Annotated in this window: 15 protein-coding genes and 1 pseudogene; 11 read left to right on the top strand and 5 right to left on the bottom strand. The window is 72.8% G+C overall.

Annotated elements, in window-relative coordinates; all coding sequences use genetic code 11:
- Nucleotide 1 precedes the first annotated feature (1 nt).
- Complete coding sequence (locus ACJ6WD_RS32630) at nucleotides 2-745, bottom strand: response regulator transcription factor (RefSeq protein ID WP_331248635.1); 744 nt, start codon at nucleotides 743-745, stop codon at nucleotides 2-4.
- Between the two features lie 282 nt (nucleotides 746-1027).
- Between ACJ6WD_RS32630 and ACJ6WD_RS32625 the strand changes: the two genes are divergently transcribed.
- The 8 genes from ACJ6WD_RS32625 (at nucleotide 1028) to ACJ6WD_RS32590 (ending at nucleotide 7730) form a co-directional block, all read left to right on the top strand.
- Nucleotides 1028-1813 (top strand): amino acid ABC transporter ATP-binding protein, encoded by a 786-nt coding sequence (locus tag ACJ6WD_RS32625; protein ID WP_407617094.1) that lies wholly within the window; start codon nucleotides 1028-1030, stop codon nucleotides 1811-1813.
- Between the two features lie 56 nt (nucleotides 1814-1869).
- Nucleotides 1870-2781 (top strand): glutamate ABC transporter substrate-binding protein, encoded by a 912-nt coding sequence (locus ACJ6WD_RS32620; protein WP_233660283.1) that lies wholly within the window; start codon nucleotides 1870-1872, stop codon nucleotides 2779-2781.
- Between the two features lie 168 nt (nucleotides 2782-2949).
- Nucleotides 2950-3597 carry an amino acid ABC transporter permease gene (locus ACJ6WD_RS32615; protein ID WP_233660282.1) on the top strand — a complete coding sequence of 216 codons (648 nt, stop codon included), beginning with the start codon at nucleotides 2950-2952 and terminating at the stop codon, nucleotides 3595-3597.
- Between the two features lie 91 nt (nucleotides 3598-3688).
- A complete protein-coding gene (locus tag ACJ6WD_RS32610) occupies nucleotides 3689-4624 on the top strand; it encodes an amino acid ABC transporter permease (protein ID WP_233660281.1) in 936 nt (311 codons plus the stop codon).
- A 184-nt stretch (nucleotides 4625-4808) separates the two neighbouring features.
- Nucleotides 4809-6617: an FAD-dependent monooxygenase gene (locus tag ACJ6WD_RS32605; protein ID WP_407617093.1), complete on the top strand. Its 1809-nt coding sequence runs from the start codon at nucleotides 4809-4811 to the stop codon at nucleotides 6615-6617.
- Nucleotides 6610-6696 (top strand): putative leader peptide, encoded by an 87-nt coding sequence (locus ACJ6WD_RS32600; RefSeq protein WP_311203421.1) that lies wholly within the window; start codon nucleotides 6610-6612, stop codon nucleotides 6694-6696. The genes ACJ6WD_RS32605 and ACJ6WD_RS32600 overlap by 8 nt, the downstream gene beginning before the upstream one ends.
- Before the next feature lie 96 nt (nucleotides 6697-6792).
- Nucleotides 6793-7332 (top strand): cysteine dioxygenase type I, encoded by a 540-nt coding sequence (locus ACJ6WD_RS32595; protein ID WP_016574520.1) that lies wholly within the window; start codon nucleotides 6793-6795, stop codon nucleotides 7330-7332.
- Nucleotides 7332-7730 carry a rhodanese-like domain-containing protein gene (locus ACJ6WD_RS32590; RefSeq protein WP_407617092.1) on the top strand — a complete coding sequence of 133 codons (399 nt, stop codon included), beginning with the start codon at nucleotides 7332-7334 and terminating at the stop codon, nucleotides 7728-7730. The genes ACJ6WD_RS32595 and ACJ6WD_RS32590 overlap by 1 nt, the downstream gene beginning before the upstream one ends.
- Nucleotides 7731-7876: 146 nt before the next feature.
- On the opposite strand, the gene recX is transcribed toward ACJ6WD_RS32590, so the two are convergent.
- From recX to ACJ6WD_RS32570, 4 genes are all read right to left on the bottom strand, one after another.
- A complete protein-coding gene (recX, locus tag ACJ6WD_RS32585) occupies nucleotides 7877-8545 on the bottom strand; it encodes a recombination regulator RecX (protein ID WP_038522120.1) in 669 nt (222 codons plus the stop codon).
- A 6-nt stretch (nucleotides 8546-8551) separates the two neighbouring features.
- Entirely contained in the window at nucleotides 8552-9676 is a 1125-nt protein-coding gene (recA, locus tag ACJ6WD_RS32580; protein ID WP_233660277.1) for a recombinase RecA, read from the bottom strand.
- Between the two features lie 221 nt (nucleotides 9677-9897).
- Nucleotides 9898-11208: an AI-2E family transporter gene (locus tag ACJ6WD_RS32575; RefSeq protein ID WP_331248632.1), complete on the bottom strand. Its 1311-nt coding sequence runs from the start codon at nucleotides 11206-11208 to the stop codon at nucleotides 9898-9900.
- Between the two features lie 45 nt (nucleotides 11209-11253).
- Nucleotides 11254-11448 carry a DUF3046 domain-containing protein gene (locus ACJ6WD_RS32570; RefSeq protein WP_016572781.1) on the bottom strand — a complete coding sequence of 65 codons (195 nt, stop codon included), beginning with the start codon at nucleotides 11446-11448 and terminating at the stop codon, nucleotides 11254-11256.
- A 382-nt stretch (nucleotides 11449-11830) separates the two neighbouring features.
- Between ACJ6WD_RS32570 and ACJ6WD_RS32565 the strand changes: the two genes are divergently transcribed.
- The 3 genes and pseudogenes from ACJ6WD_RS32565 to ACJ6WD_RS32555 form a co-directional block, all read left to right on the top strand.
- Complete coding sequence (locus ACJ6WD_RS32565) at nucleotides 11831-12403, top strand: DUF6542 domain-containing protein (protein ID WP_233660275.1); 573 nt, start codon at nucleotides 11831-11833, stop codon at nucleotides 12401-12403.
- The gene (locus ACJ6WD_RS32560) at nucleotides 12396-14051 is read left to right on the top strand and encodes an LCP family protein (protein ID WP_233660274.1); all 1656 of its coding nucleotides are present in this window, start codon (nucleotides 12396-12398) and stop codon (nucleotides 14049-14051) included. Before ACJ6WD_RS32565 ends, ACJ6WD_RS32560 begins: the two co-directional genes overlap by 8 nt.
- A gap of 142 nt (nucleotides 14052-14193) precedes the next feature.
- A pseudogene (locus ACJ6WD_RS32555) lies at nucleotides 14194-14391 on the top strand (transcriptional regulator); the annotation flags it as partial.

Here is a 14391-nt window from a genome sequence, read left to right as displayed (position 1 = left end):
GTCAGGGGGCCGGCGGGCGGAGGCCCGCGGCGGGGCCGGCGGCCGGTGCGACCAGGCGGTAGCCGACGCCGCGGATCGTCTCGATCAGCGCCGGCATGCGGAGTTTGGCGCGGAGCGAGGCGACGTGCACCTCCAGCGTGCGGCCGGTGCCCTCCCAACTCGTCCGCCAGACCTCGCTGATGATCTGCTCCCGGCGGAAGACCACGCCGGGGCGCTGCGCGAGCAGCGCGAGCAGGTCGAACTCCTTGCGGGTCAGCGGGACCACGGAGCCGTCCACGGACACCTGGCGGGTGGGGAGTTCGACGGTGAGCGCGCCGAGGCGGAGCGGCTCGCCGGGGCCGGGTTCCTCGACCGGTGCGTCGCCGGGACCGCCCGGGGCGCCGGTGCGCCGGCTCACCGCGTGGATGCGGGCGAGGAGTTCACCGGTGTCGTAGGGCTTGACGACGTAGTCGTCGGCGCCGAGGTTGAGGCCGTGTATCCGGGAGCGGACGTCGGAGCGCGCGGTGACCATGATGACCGGGGTGGCGGAGACCTTCCGGATCCGGCCGCACACCTCGAAGCCGTCCTGGTCGGGCAGCCCGAGGTCGAGCAGCACCACGGCGAACGGTTCGGCGTCGTCGGGCAGCAGCGCCTGGAGCGCCTCCCCGCCGCTGCGGGCGTGCACGACGGTCAGCCCGTGCCGGGACAGCACCGCGGACAGGGCCGCGGCGACGTGGTCGTCGTCCTCGACGAGCAGCAGTCTCATGGGCCCCTCCCCTCCGGTGTGCGTACGGGCCACAGGGCATCTACGGCGATGGGTGGCCCGCCCGTCAAGAGGACGCCGCCTCCGCGCCGCCATCCGTTACCCAGCCGGTACCCCCCGACCGCATACCGTCGGTAACCGCGCCGAGGGCCCCCAGCCGCCCGTTCACCCTAAGTGTCCGTTTGCGGCCGGATCGTTATGCTCAATTCTCCCTCAGATGTAATGACGCTGGTCGCGGGCCGTCATTAGGGTCCTCCCAACCGAGGAGGACGGAGCTGTACGCCGATGAGCGAAGTACCGGTGACCAAGAACGCCGGGGGCCCTGCGCCCACGGGTGAGCCGTTGGTCGTCCTGGACAAGGTGAACAAGCACTTCGGCGCGCTGCACGTGCTCCAGGACATCAACCTGACGATCCGACGCGGCGAGGTGGTCGTGGTGATCGGGCCCTCCGGGTCCGGCAAGTCCACCCTCTGCCGCACGATCAACCGCCTGGAGACCATCGACACCGGCGACATCAGCATCGACGCCAAGCCGCTGCCCCAGGAGGGGCGCGAGCTGGCCCGACTGCGCGCCGACGTGGGCATGGTGTTCCAGTCCTTCAACCTCTTCGCGCACAAGACGGTGCTGGAGAACGTGATGCTGGGCCAGACCAAGGTCCGCAAGACGGACAAGGCGGCCGCGGAGGAGAAGGCCCGCGCGCTGCTCGACCGGGTCGGCGTCGGCGCCCAGGCGGAGAAGTACCCCGCACAGCTTTCCGGCGGCCAGCAGCAGCGGGTGGCGATCGCCCGCGCCCTGGCGATGGACCCGAAGGTGATGCTCTTCGACGAGCCGACCTCGGCCCTGGACCCGGAGATGATCAACGAGGTGCTGGAGGTCATGCAGCAGCTCGCCCGGGACGGGATGACGATGGTCGTGGTCACCCACGAGATGGGGTTCGCGCGCTCCGCGGCGAACCGGGTCGTCTTCATGGCGGACGGCAAGATCATCGAAGAGGCCGAACCGAACCAGTTCTTCAACAACCCGCGCAGCGACCGGGCAAAGGACTTCCTGTCGAAGATCCTCCATCACTGAGGCCGCGGTTGGGCCACCATGATTGCCAACACCTGTTGAACCAAAGGATGTTCACCATGAGGATGCGTAAGACGGCTGCTGCGGGTGCCATGGTGCTCGCGCTCGCGGCGACGGCGACCGCCTGCGGTGGCGAGTCGGGCTCGGCGGGCGACAAGCAGCCCGGAAGCGACGTCTACAGCGCCGACTACAAGGTCGCCAAGGACGTCAAGGTCGACTCCGCGACGCTGAAGAAGGCCCAGAAGGCCGGCAAGATCACCATCGGTGTCAAGGCCGACCAGCCGTTCCTCGGCTTCAAGGACCCGGCGACCAACACCTACTCCGGCTTCGACATCGAGATCGCCAAGATGGTCGCCGCCGACCTGGGCTTCTCCGACAAGCAGATCAACTTCCAGACGGTCGACTCGAACGTCCGTGAGACCGCCATCTCCAAGGGCCAGGTCGACTACTACGTCGGCACGTACACGATCAACGACGAGCGCAAGAAGCAGGTCAGCTTCGCGGGCCCGTACTACACCGCCGGCGCCGACCTCCTGGTGCGCCAGGACGACAAGGCCATCACCGGGCCGGATGCCCTCCAGGGCAAGAAGGTCTGCTCGATCGTCGGCTCCACCCCGCTCCAGGAGATCAAGAAGCCGAAGTACGGCGCGGTCACCACCGAGCTGTCGAAGTACTCGGACTGCGTGAAGTCCCTGCTGGACGGGTCGGTCGACGCGGTCACCACCGACGACGCGATCCTCAAGGGCTACGCCGCCCAGCGCCCGGGCAAGCTGCGGGTCGTCGGGAAGCCCTTCACCAAGGAGCCCTACGGCGTCGGCCTGGGCAAGGACGACAAGGCCCTGCGCGACGCGATCACCACCGCGCTGGAGAACCACATCAAGAACGGTGACTACAAGAAGGCGTACGAGGGCACGCTCGGCAAGTCCGGCTCCCCCTACGTCGCCCCGGAGACGCCGCTGCCGCGCTACTGACGGCCCGCGCAACGCACCGGACAGCGCCGCCCCGTACGCCCGCCGCGACGGGTGTGCGGGGCGCGCTGCCTTCCGCGCGCCCCACCGACCTGCGGGCGGTGCCGCGCGGTGCCCCCGTAGTACCCCGCCGTTCCCCGCCGCCGACCCGACCGCTACCGCGGAGACCCCATGAACGTACTCCTCGATTATCTGCCCGAGTTCCGGGACGGGTTCCTCGGAACCCTGGCGATCACCGCGTCCGCCGCGCTGCTCGCGCTGGTGCTCGGCGTGCTCATAGCCGGTTTCCGGGTCTCTCCGGTCCCGCCGCTGCGCGTCTTCGGCACGGCCTGGGTGACGGTGCTGCGCAACACGCCCCTGACGCTGCTCTTCCTGGTCGCGTTCTTCGTCGTGCCACAGATCATCTTCCAGGGGGCCAGCCCCTACGTCCTGGGCACGTTGGCGCTCGGCTTCTACACGTCGTCGTTCGTGTGCGAGGCGGTGCGGTCCGGCATCAGCACCGTGCCGCTGGGGCAGGCGGAGGCGGCCCGGAGCCTGGGCATGAGCTTCTCCCAGACGCTCCGGCTGATCGTGCTCCCGCAGGCCACCCGCACCGTGATCCCGCCGCTGAGCAGCATCATCATCGCGCTCACCAAGAACTCCGCGATCGCCGGCGCGTTCGGGTACGGCGAGCTCTTCAACGTCTCCAAGCTGCTCAACGACAAGGGCTACGCGATCGCCTGGATCTTCCTGTGGACGGCGCTCGCCTACCTCGTCATCACCTTCGCGATCAGCGGCCTGTTCCGGCTGCTGGAGCGCCGGATGGGGGTCGCCCGATGAGCGGATCCGACGGCCGCAACACCAGGAACGACACCCACGGACGGGCGCCGTCGCCGCGCACCGGCGCAACGGGACGAAGCGAGGTAAGGGCATGAGTGGCGCGAGCGTCCTCTACGACGTGCCGGGGCCGAAGGCGAAGGCCCGCAACCGCATCTACAGCGTCATCGGCGCGCTGGCGGTGCTGGGACTGATCGCCTTCGCGATCCTGCGGCTGGACTCCAAGGGCCAGCTGGACCCCGAGGTCTGGCGGATCTTCAACTACGCCGGCGTGCGGACCAGCATCCGCGACGGCGTGCTGACCACCCTCCAGGTCTTCGCGGTGGCGGCGGTGCTGTCGCTGGCCCTGGGCGTGCTGCTGGCGGTGGCCCGGCTCTCCGACCACAAGCCGGTCCGCTGGCTGGCCACCGGCTTCATCGAGCTGTTCCGCGCCGTCCCGCTGCTGATCACCATCTACGCGCTGTGGGTCATCCTCCTCACCAACCGTGACGCGCTGGGCCTGACCGGCAGCCAGCCGCAGTTCTGGGCCCTGGTCGTGGGCCTGACGGTCTACAACGGTTCGGTGCAGGCCGAGGTGCTGCGGGCCGGCATCAACGCCGTGCCCAAGGGCCAGCGGGAGGCCGCGTACGCGCTCGGCATGACCAAGACGCAGGTCATGACGACGGTGCTGGTCCCCCAGGCGATCCGCGCGATGCTGCCGACGATCATCAGCCAGCTGGTGGTGACCCTGAAGGACACCTCGCTGGGCTACATCATCACCTTCGAGGAACTCCTCTACACCGCCCGGCTGATGAGCACCAACATCATCGTCAACGGGAACGACACCTACATCCCGGTGATCACCGTCATCGGCAGCATCTACGTGGCGATGTGCCTGGCGCTGTCCGCCCTGGCCAACTGGATCGAGCGGCGCGGCCGCCGGGCCCGCACCGGCATCGGCGTGGCCCCGGCCGCGGAGCCGGTGGCGGCCGCGGACGCCGCGGAACCGACCGGTCCGGTCGCCGACGCGCCGGCGGCCACGAAGGACTGACGGAACGTCCGGTCGCCCCGCGGCCGGCACCGACCGTCCGGAGGCGGTGGCAACGGCGCCACCGCCTCCGTCACTTGACGCCAGCGGCCGCAATGGGTTGCATACGCTGTGTGATCACGCACCGGGCCCCCACCGTCAGTTCCCGCACGTCCCGTACGCACCGCCGGATCCAGGGAGCCGCCCCGTGGAGCCGGTGATCGTCGTCGGGGCCGGCCCGGTCGGTCTCGCCCTCGCCCTCACCCTGACCCGGCACGGCGTCCCCGTCGTCGTCCTCGACGAGACCGGCGGCAAGGAGGAGGTCCGGCCGGCCCGCACCGTCGTGCTCCGCCCGGACACCGCGGCGTTCGCCGCCCGGCTCGGCTGCGCGGAGTCCCTGGCGGCCGACGGCGCCCGCTGGTCGGCGTGGCGCACCATGCGCCGCCGCCGACTGCTGGAACGGGTCGCGTTCGCCGCCGACGGCACCGGCGCGCCGGACCGGGACGACTCCGGTGCCGGCGCGTCCCCGGTGCACCTGCCCCAGCACGCGCTGACCCGCGCGCTGCGCGCCGCGCTGGCCGGCGAACCGCTCGCCCAGATCGTCCACGACAGCCGGCTGGCCGCCGTCGAACAGGACGACAAGGGCGTCAGCGCCCAGACCCGCGGGGACAACGGGACGTGGTGGCGCGGGAGTTACCTGGTCGGCTGCGACGGCCCGCGGTCCACCGTCCGCAAGCTGCTGGACGTCCGCTTCCCGGGCCGCACCGCCGTCGAGCGGCACGCGGTGGCCACGCTGCGCACCGAACTCCCCTGGCCCGACGAGGCCCTGCTGCACCGCGCGCCGGCCCGGCACGGGGGCGGCCGGGTCAGCGAGGTGTCCGCCCGGCCGCTGCCCGGCGGGGTCTGGCGGCTGGACTGGCTGCTGCCCCCGGGCCGCGAGCTGGTCACCCCGGACGCGCTGGTGGCCCGGATCCGCGACTCGCTGGCCGGCTGGGCCGCCGAGGCCGCCGACGGGTCCGCCGACGAGGGCGCCGCGGGCGGACGCCCGCACACCGGCCTGGTCCCGCCCTACGAACTCCTCGACACCGGCGTCCACACCGTCCACCACCGGCTGGCCCGGACCTGGCGGCGGGGTCGCGCCTTCCTGGCCGGCGACGCCGCCCACCTGCTCGGCGCCCTGGGCACCCAGGGCCTGGACGAGGGCCTGCGGGACGCCGAGAACCTCGCCTGGAAACTGGGCCTGGCCTGGCATCACGGTGCCACCGAGGACCTCTTGGACAGCTACCAGATCGAGCGGCGGGGCGCGGTCGCCGCCCGGCTGCGGGCCGCGGACTCGGCGTTGCCGCTGCTGCGGGACGGTGGCGCGGTGCGGTGGCGGACGGTGCTGCCCGGCGCGGCGCGCGGACGCAGCACCCTGCTGACCGACGGCCATCTGGGCCGCGGTCCGCTCGGCGCGGCCCCGGCCTACCCGCGGACGCCGCTGGCCGCCCCCGACGGCCTGCCCGGCGAGACGGCGGTCGGCACCCTCCCGGGGGCACCGGTGGTGGACGTGCCGGTGACCGCCTCCGACGGTGCGTCGGTGGGGCTGCGCGACCGGCTCGGGCGCGGGCTGTTGGTGGTGCTGGTGGCGCCCGGCACCGGGGTCTGGGACCGACGGCACTGGCAGTCGGCGGGGTTGATGCCGCGGCTGACGGACGCGGTCGGGGCGCTGCCGATGCGTGCGGAGATCCTGGTCACCGAGGCGTATCCGGGCGCCGCGGCGCACACCGTGCTCGTGGTGCGGCCCGACGGCCATCTGGTCGCCGCGCTGTCCGGGGTCCGGCCCGACGAACTGGCCGCCTGCGCCGAGGCGGTGCGCGGCGGGGCGAACGGGACGGACGGGGCGGCGGGCCGCCGAACGACCGCGGACGTGCCGGCCCAAGGGGGCGGACCGCTCGACGCCGTGGCGGAGCCGGTGGGGGACGCGGTGCCGGTTGACCCTCCGGGAAGCTCCGTGCTTGACTCCGAGGGTGACTGATCACAGCTCGCGGTTCTGGCGGAGGGTCCATCTGGACCTGGTCCGCTACGCGGGCTGCACGTGTCGTCCGTCCTGTTGATCCCCACCGCCGCGGCCGTTCGCCGCGGTGGTCCTCCCCGCGCGGCAGTGCGCCGGACTCCGGCGGTCGCGCTCCCGATCACTCAGGACGGTTCCCGTGCCCGACGTACATCTGCCTGCGCGCTCGCGCGCCCGCGCCCAGGACGGCGGCCCCAGCGCCGCCGAACTCCTCGACTTCGCCCGCCGCACCGCCGCCGACCGCGCGCTGGTCGCGTCCCTGCCGCTCGATCCGGAAGGCCGCACCTGGGTCCGGCTGGACGGGCCCGGCGGCAGCGAGGCGTGGCTGATCGGCTGGCCGCCCGGCACCGGCACCGGCTGGCACGACCACGGCGGTTCCCGCGGCGCCTTCGCGGCGGCCGCCGGGGAGTTGACCGAGCAGTCGCTCGCCGCCGCGATCCCCACCGAGGGGTGGAAGACCCTGGAACTCGCCGACGACGTCGACCGGGAGCGTCGGTTGAGCGACGGCCGGGGAAGGGCGTTCGGCCCGCACCACGTGCACCAGGTGCTCAACCTCTCGTCCGACACCCATGCGGTGTCGGTGCACGCCTACTACCCGCCACTGCCGCTGATGCGGCGGTACAGCCGCACCGGCGCGGTGCTGCGGCTGGAAGAGGTCGAACGTCCGGAGGAGTGGTGATGAGCGCGGTCGACGAACTGCTGGCACGGGCCCGGCGCGGACTGGACCGGGTGGACCCCGCACGGGCCGCGGCGCTCCAGGAGGCCGGCGGGCTGCTGGTGGACATCCGCTACGCACGGCTGCGGGAATGCGACGGGACCATCCCCGGGGCGTTGGTCGTCGAGCGCAACGAGCTGGAGTGGCGCCTCGATCCCACGGGTGAGCACCGCGCCCCCGAGGCGACCCACCACGACCTGCCGATCGTGGTGATCTGCAACGAGGGGTACGCCTCCAGCCTCGCCGCGGTCTCCCTGCACGCCCTCGGCCTGCACCGCGCCACCGACCTGATCGGCGGCTTCCAGGCGTGGCGGGAGGCGGGGCTGCCGGTGCAGGGGGCGGGGTTGCCGGCGGAGGGCTAGCGCCGGCGGCGAGTCGACTCCCGTCGTGGGGCGGCGGGTTGGGCGGCGCCGCGGCCCGGCCCGCTCAACTCCCCCGACCGGGTCGGCCGGGCCCCGGGAGTCGTGGGCCGGGGCGAGCGCGGCGCGGTCCGGTATCCCGGGCCCGGTCAGGCGTCCGGGAGGTGGTGGTCGAGGAGGTCCGGGTCCTCGCCCTCCTCCTCCAGGGCTCGGCGGACGACGCGGAGGGCGAGGCCCTCCGGATAGCCCTTGCGGGCCAGCATGCCGGCCAGCCGGCGCAACCGCTTGTCGCGGTCCAGACCGCGGGTCGTGCGCAGCTTGCGCGCGACCAGCTCGCGCGCGGTGGACTCCTCCTGTTCGGCGTCGAGCCGACCGACGGCCTCGTCGATCAGGGCGGAGTCCACCCCCTTGGTACGCAGCTCCCGGGCGAGGGCGCGGCGGGCCAGGCCCCGGCCGTGGTGCCGGGACTCCACCCAGGCGTCGGCGAAAGCCGCGTCGTCGATCAACCCGACGTCCTCGAAGCGGGCGAGCACCTCCTCCGCGGCCTCGTCGGGGATGCCCCGCTCGCGCAGGGCGTCCGCCAGCTGCCGGCGGGTGCGCGCGCTCCCGGTGAGCAGGCGCAGGCAGATCGCCCGCGCCTGCTCCTCGGGTGTGCGCGGCGGCCCCGACCCGGCCCTCGACGGGAGGGAGCCACCGCCGTCCCTGACGGCGCCGTCCTCTTCGGGGGCGGCACCGCGGTTGCGGCGGCTACGGTTCTCGGCGTCGCCGGCAGCGCTGCCGAAACCGGCGCTGTCCGGCCATTCCGTTCGCCGTGTCATGGCCCGTCAGCTCTTGGCCGCCGCGGCCTTGACGCCCTTGGCGCTCTTGGCGGCCGCGACCGGTGCGGCGGCCTTGGCCGGCGCCTCGGCCGGGCCGGCGGCGTCCGTACCGGGCTCCGCCACGACGTCCTCGGGCTTCACGCCGACGCCCAGCTTCTCCTTGATCTTCTTCTCGACCTCGTTGGCGAGGTCGGGGTTGTCCTTGAGGAAGTTGCGGGCGTTCTCCTTGCCCTGGCCGAGCTGGTCGCCCTCGTAGGTGTACCAGGCGCCGGACTTGCGGATGAAGCCGTGCTCGACGCCCATGTCGATCAGGCCGCCCTCGCGGCTGATGCCCTGGCCGTAGAGGATGTCGAACTCGGCCTGCTTGAAGGGGGGTGCGACCTTGTTCTTGACGACCTTGCAGCGGGTGCGGTTGCCGACCGCCTCGGTGCCGTCCTTGAGGGTCTCGATCCTGCGGATGTCGATCCGGACGGAGGCGTAGAACTTCAGCGCACGGCCACCGGTCGTGGTCTCCGGGGAGCCGAACATCACGCCGATCTTCTCGCGGAGCTGGTTGATGAAGATCGCGGTGGTCTTGGACTGGTTGAGCGCGCTGGTGATCTTCCGCAGGGCCTGGCTCATCAGACGGGCCTGGAGGCCGACGTGGGAGTCGCCCATCTCGCCCTCGATCTCGGCCCGCGGCACCAGGGCGGCCACGGAGTCGATCACGATGAGGTCCAGGGCGCCGGAGCGGACCAGCATGTCGACGATCTCCAGCGCCTGCTCGCCGTTGTCCGGCTGGGACAGGATGAGGTTGTCGATGTCGACGCCGAGCTTCTGCGCGTACTCGGGGTCCAGGGCGTGCTCGGCGTCGATGAACGCGACCTGGCCGCCGGCCTTCTGTGCGTTCGCCACCGCGTGCAGGGTCAGGGTGGTCTTACCGGAGGACTCCGGTCCGTAGATCTCCACGACCCGGCCGCGCGGCAGGCCGCCGACGCCGAGCGCGACGTCGAGGGCGGTCGAGCCGGTCGGGATGATCTCGATGGGCTCCCTGGACCGCTCGCCCATGCGCATGACCGCGCCCTTGCCGAATTGCCGTTCAATCTGTGCGAGTGCGGCGTCCAGCGCCTTCTCGCGGTCGGTGCCTGCCATGGGTTCCACCCGGTTTGCTTGAGTCGATCGCTTCACGTCCATGACGCTAACGCCTGCCACTGACAATGCGCCCGGACCCGGACCCGGCCTGTGGATAACTCGGCGCTCGGCCCGGGATTCCCGTGGGCCGGAGCCGCGTGGAGCGGCCGGAGCCCCCATAAGAATGGATGTTCGATTTTGGTGTCAAGCGCGCCGCACCCGGCACCGCGGCACCGCCGGCCTCACTCGCCGGCCGGCCGCGCCGCCTGCGGCACGGCCCCCTCCTCACCGCCCGGCGCACCGGCGGCCGGCTCCCGCTCCGGGGCCCGCGCCGGCTCCCCGTGCGCCGCCCGGGCCGGCTCCGACGCGCCCTCGCCGTCACCGTCCCTGGCTCGGCTCCGACGCCTCGCCCGGAAGCCGGCCCGCGGGTCCGCGGTGACCTCGTAGCGCTTGACGTAGGCGCCGAGGAACGCCTGGAGGGTCGCGGTGGCCGGGATCGCGATCAGCGCGCCGACCGCGCCCATCAGGGCCGTGCCGGCGATCACCGAGCCGAACGCGACGGCGGGGTGGATGTCCACGGTCTTCGCGGTGATCCGGGGCTGGAGGAGGTAGTTCTCGAACTGCTGGTAGACCACGACGAAGCCGAAGACCCACAGCGCGTACCAGGGGTTGACGGTGAACGCGATCAGGATGGGCAGCGCACCCGCCAGGTACGTGCCGATCGTCGGCACGAACTGCGAGATCAGGCCGACCCAGATGCCGAGCGCCGGCGCGTAGGGCACGCCCAGGATCTCCAGCAGGACGTAGTGCGAGACGCCGGAGATCAGCGCCATCAGGCCGCGGGAGTAGAGGTAGCCGCCGGTCTTGGCGACCGCGATCTCCCAGGCGCGCAGCACCTCGGCCTGCCGGCGGGGCGGCAGCACCGAGCACAGCGCCCGTCGCAGCCGGGGGCCGTCGGCGGCGAAGTAGAACGAGAACAGCGCGATGGTGAGGAGGTTGAAGAGCCCGCCGAGCACCTGCGCGGAGACCGCCAGGACGTTGTTGGCGCTGTCCTGGACGTACTTCTGCAACCAGTCGGAGTTCAGCAGGTTGTTCTGCACCTGGACCCGGGAGAGGTGGGTGTGGAAGGTGTCGTTGATCCAGCTGATGACGGAGTCCAGGTACTGCGGGAACTCCTCGACCATGGTGGCGATCTGCCCGGCCACCATGGAGCCCAGCAGCGCGAAGAAGCCGATCGTGCCGACGAGGATCGCGAGGAACACCAGGCCGGTGGCGAGTCCGCGCCGCATGCCGCGGGCGGCCATCCAGTCGACGGCCGGCTCGACGGCCAGGGCCAGGAAGAACGCGATCAGCACGTTCAGCAGCAGCCCGATCAGCTGGTGGAAGCCCCAGGTGGCGAGCTGGAAGCACGCCACCAGGGCGAGCGCGAGCACCATGGCGCGCGGCAGCCAGCGCGGCATCCGCGCCCCGTACCGGTCGTCGTCGGGCCGGGCCGGGGGCGGGTCGGCGGGGCGGGAGCCGTCGCGGCTGCTGGTCTCATCTGTCACGCGCACGCTGCCCAGTGTCGCGCACCGGGCCGACACCGGGTCCGGGCCGGCTCAGCGCTTGTCCTGCGGCACGTCCATCACCGTGCAGACCACGTGCCAGACCTCCTTGGCGCTCCAGCCCGCCGCCAGCGCCTCGTGGACGGTGCGGCCACCGAGCCCCGCCATCACGTGGTCGCGCGCGAACGAGTCGGCGTAGGCCGCACCGAAGTGGTCCGCCATCCGCTCCCAGAACACCGTCAACCGCATGATTCCCGCCTCACACCCGCTTCGGCCTGCACCTTCCCCGGCTTCCCGCCGCCCGGTGCACGCGCCCCAGGGGCGTTCCGGGTCCGGCCCCTTCATACCGCCGGAGCCGGTCGAAGGGCCAGCGAGGGCGGGCGGCCGTCCGGGCCTCGGGGCGTGCCGGCGGGGCGGGGCGGCCCGCTCGCCCGCACCCCGGCCGGTCGCGGCGCGCCCCGGGAGGCTGGCACGGACCACCCCGACACACTTGCTAGATTGCGCAATCAAGCAGTCGAACGTGAAACCGGCTCGGCCCAATCGTCGTCTTCCTGGCCGGAACCACTCTCTTCCGCCACCGTGCGGCATGCCCCGAGACCGCTTCGCCGGTCCGACCGTCCAAAGGATGCGAATGACAGGTCAGCGCACCGAAGCCCCTGACGGCTACGACGACCTGGCCCGGAACCCGACACGGGTGTCACGCCGGGTGCCGGGTCCCCGCCGCCGCGGGGAGCGGCATCCGGGAACGGACCTCGGGCCGGCGCCAGGGCGGGCCGGCGCCCGACCGGACCGGGCGGGCCGCGGGCGCCGGGCGGCCCGGGCCGCCGCGGTGGCGCTGGTGGTGGCCGCCGCCGGCGCCCTGGTCGACACGGTGCTCTGGGGCCGGCCGGGCTGGGTGTTCGCGGTCACCGCGGCGCTCGGTGCGGCGCTGGCCGCGCGGACCTGCACCCGGGCCGGTGCCTGGTGGCTGATATCCGCGCCGCCCCTGGTGGTGGCGGTGGTCACCGTGGCGTGCGAGGAGGCGGCCGGCATCACCACCCTCCAGGGCAAGGGGCTGGCGACGGCGGCGGTGCGCTGGGCCGTGGACGGGTTCCCGGCCATGGCGGCGGCCGAGGCGGTGCTGATCGCGGTGCTGTTGGTCCGGGGCGTGCGGGCGGGCCGGCACGGCGGCCGGAAGCGGAGTGGGAGGAACAGCGGTGCATGACGAGCGGAGCCCCTACGGGCGGAGTCCGTACGGACCGGACGACCGGGAGTCCGGCGGGACGGGCGGCCGGGCCGCACGCCGCCGCGCGCCCAGTGGGCGGGGCGGCCGACGGCGCTCCCCGTTGGTCGTCGCCGGCCGGACCGCGCTGGCGCTGTCCTCGGCGCTGGTCCTCCTGGCCAGCGGGGTGTCGTGGGCGGCGTACAACTGGGTCAGCAGCGGGCTGACCACCTCCGACGCGCTCAACGCCATCGGCGGCAAGGACGCGCCCAAGCACCTGGACAACTCCGTCAACCTGCTGCTGATCGGCCTGGACTCGCGCAAGGACATGAACGGCAACGACCTGCCGCGGGAGTTCGTCCGGGACCAGTTGCACGCCGGGTCCAGCGACATCGGCTACTACAACACCAACACCCTGATCCTGATGCACATCCCGGCGGACGGCGGGAAGGTCACCGCGTTCTCCATCCCGCGCGACGACTACGTGCAGACCTTCAACGGGGACGGCACCTCCCAGGGGCACTTCAAGATCAAGGAGGCGTACGCCAACGCCTACACGGTCGCCCACGACAAGTTCTCCGCCCAGGGGGTCAAGGGCGCCGACCTGGAGAGCCGGAGCCGGGAGGCCGGTCGGGAGGCGACGCTGGCCACCGTGCAGAACTTCCTCAAGGTGCCCATCGACCACTTCGCCGAGGTCAACCTGCTGGGCTTCTACGACATCGCCAAGGTCCTCCAGCCCATCGAGGTCTGCCTGAAGCACCCGGTGAAGGACCGCTACTCGGGCGCCGACTTCCCGGCGGGCCGCCAGCAGCTCGACCCGAAGCAGGCGCTCGCCTTCGTCCGGCAGCGGCACGGCCTGGAGGGCGGCGACCTGGACCGCACCCACCGCCAGCAGGCGTTCCTGTCCTCGGTGACCCACAAGCTGAAGAGCGAGGGGGTCTTCGGCGACCTGGGCAAGCTCCAGGGGCTGTTCGACGTGGTGAAGAAGGACCTGGTGATCGACAGCAAGTTCGACGTGCTGGACTTCGCCCAACAGGCCACCAACCTGACCGGCGGGAACGTGGTGTTCCACACCCTGCCGATCGCCGGATTCGCCACCCGCAACCGCGAGTCCGTCAACCTGGTGGACGTCCCCAAGATCCAGTCCATCGTGCAGTCCCTGATCGGCGGGAAGTCCGAAAGCGCGGGCGACGCGGGCGACGGCGCATCGTCGCCCGCGCCGTCGACGAAGGCCGCGCCGGGCACCGTCGACGTCCTCAACGGCGCCGGGCAGACGAAGCCGGGGGCCGCCGGCGACGAACTCAAGGCGCTGACCGCGCTCGGCTACACCCCGGGCCGCGCGGACAACGCCGCGCCCCGGCAGCGCACCACCGTCCTGTACGGCGCCGGCGCCCAGGACGCCGCCCGGCAGATCGCCGACCGCGTGAGCGCCGGCGCGCCGGTCTCCTCGGCCTCGGTGCCCGCCGGGCACGTACAGGTCGTCCTCGGCGCCGACTTCACCGCCCCGCCGGCCACCGGGGCCACCACCCCGCCGGCGACGTCGGGCAAGTCCACCGGCTCGGGCGGGCAGGACGCCGCCCCCACGCCCGTGCCGTCCGACGCCTTCGCCGGCGACTCCGTCAAGGAGGGCGGCATCCCGTGCGTCAACTGACGCCCGAGGGGCGGCCGGTGGCCCCGTCGGCCACCGGGTGCCCCGGCCGCCCCCGGGGCACCGCCCGCCCCGGCGACCGTACGGGCCGGGGGTGCGCCGCCTAGACTGGGCCGACCGGGGGCCTAATACGGGGAGAGCCGCAGTGGTGAAGAGCGTCGAAGGTGCGGGCGGGAGTACGGGCGCGGCGGTCGACCCGTCGGCCGAAGTGCTGGCCGAGGCGGCCGGGATGTTCGGCCTGCTGGCCTCGCCGCCGCGGCTGCACATCGTCTGGGCGCTCGCCCAGGGCGAGAGCGACGTCAGCGGCCTCGCCGAACGCGTGGGCGGCGCCCTGCCCGCCATC

The organism is Streptomyces sp. VTCC 41912, from assembly GCF_045799175.1.
In the GTDB taxonomy this organism is placed as follows: domain Bacteria; phylum Actinomycetota; class Actinomycetes; order Streptomycetales; family Streptomycetaceae; genus Streptomyces; species Streptomyces albulus_C.
Note: the sequence above shows the minus strand (reverse complement) of the source record. Positions and strands in the feature narration are given on the sequence as shown.

Bases quoted from the DNA above. Each gene is read 5' to 3' on its own strand.
- ACJ6WD_RS32630 (WP_331248635.1), bottom strand. From the start codon at position 745: ATGAGACTGCTGCTCGTCGAGGACGACGACCACGTCGCCGCGGCCCTG.
- ACJ6WD_RS32625 (WP_407617094.1), top strand. From the start codon at position 1,028: ATGAGCGAAGTACCGGTGACCAAGAACGCCGGGGGCCCTGCGCCCACG.
- ACJ6WD_RS32620 (WP_233660283.1), top strand. From the start codon at position 1,870: ATGAGGATGCGTAAGACGGCTGCTGCGGGTGCCATGGTGCTCGCGCTC.
- ACJ6WD_RS32615 (WP_233660282.1), top strand. From the start codon at position 2,950: ATGAACGTACTCCTCGATTATCTGCCCGAGTTCCGGGACGGGTTCCTC.
- ACJ6WD_RS32610 (WP_233660281.1), top strand. From the start codon at position 3,689: ATGAGTGGCGCGAGCGTCCTCTACGACGTGCCGGGGCCGAAGGCGAAG.
- ACJ6WD_RS32590 (WP_407617092.1), top strand. From the start codon at position 7,332: ATGAGCGCGGTCGACGAACTGCTGGCACGGGCCCGGCGCGGACTGGAC.
- recX (WP_038522120.1), bottom strand. From the start codon at position 8,545: ATGACACGGCGAACGGAATGGCCGGACAGCGCCGGTTTCGGCAGCGCT.
- recA (WP_233660277.1), bottom strand. From the start codon at position 9,676: ATGGCAGGCACCGACCGCGAGAAGGCGCTGGACGCCGCACTCGCACAG.
- ACJ6WD_RS32570 (WP_016572781.1), bottom strand. From the start codon at position 11,448: ATGCGGTTGACGGTGTTCTGGGAGCGGATGGCGGACCACTTCGGTGCG.
- ACJ6WD_RS32565 (WP_233660275.1), top strand. From the start codon at position 11,831: ATGACAGGTCAGCGCACCGAAGCCCCTGACGGCTACGACGACCTGGCC.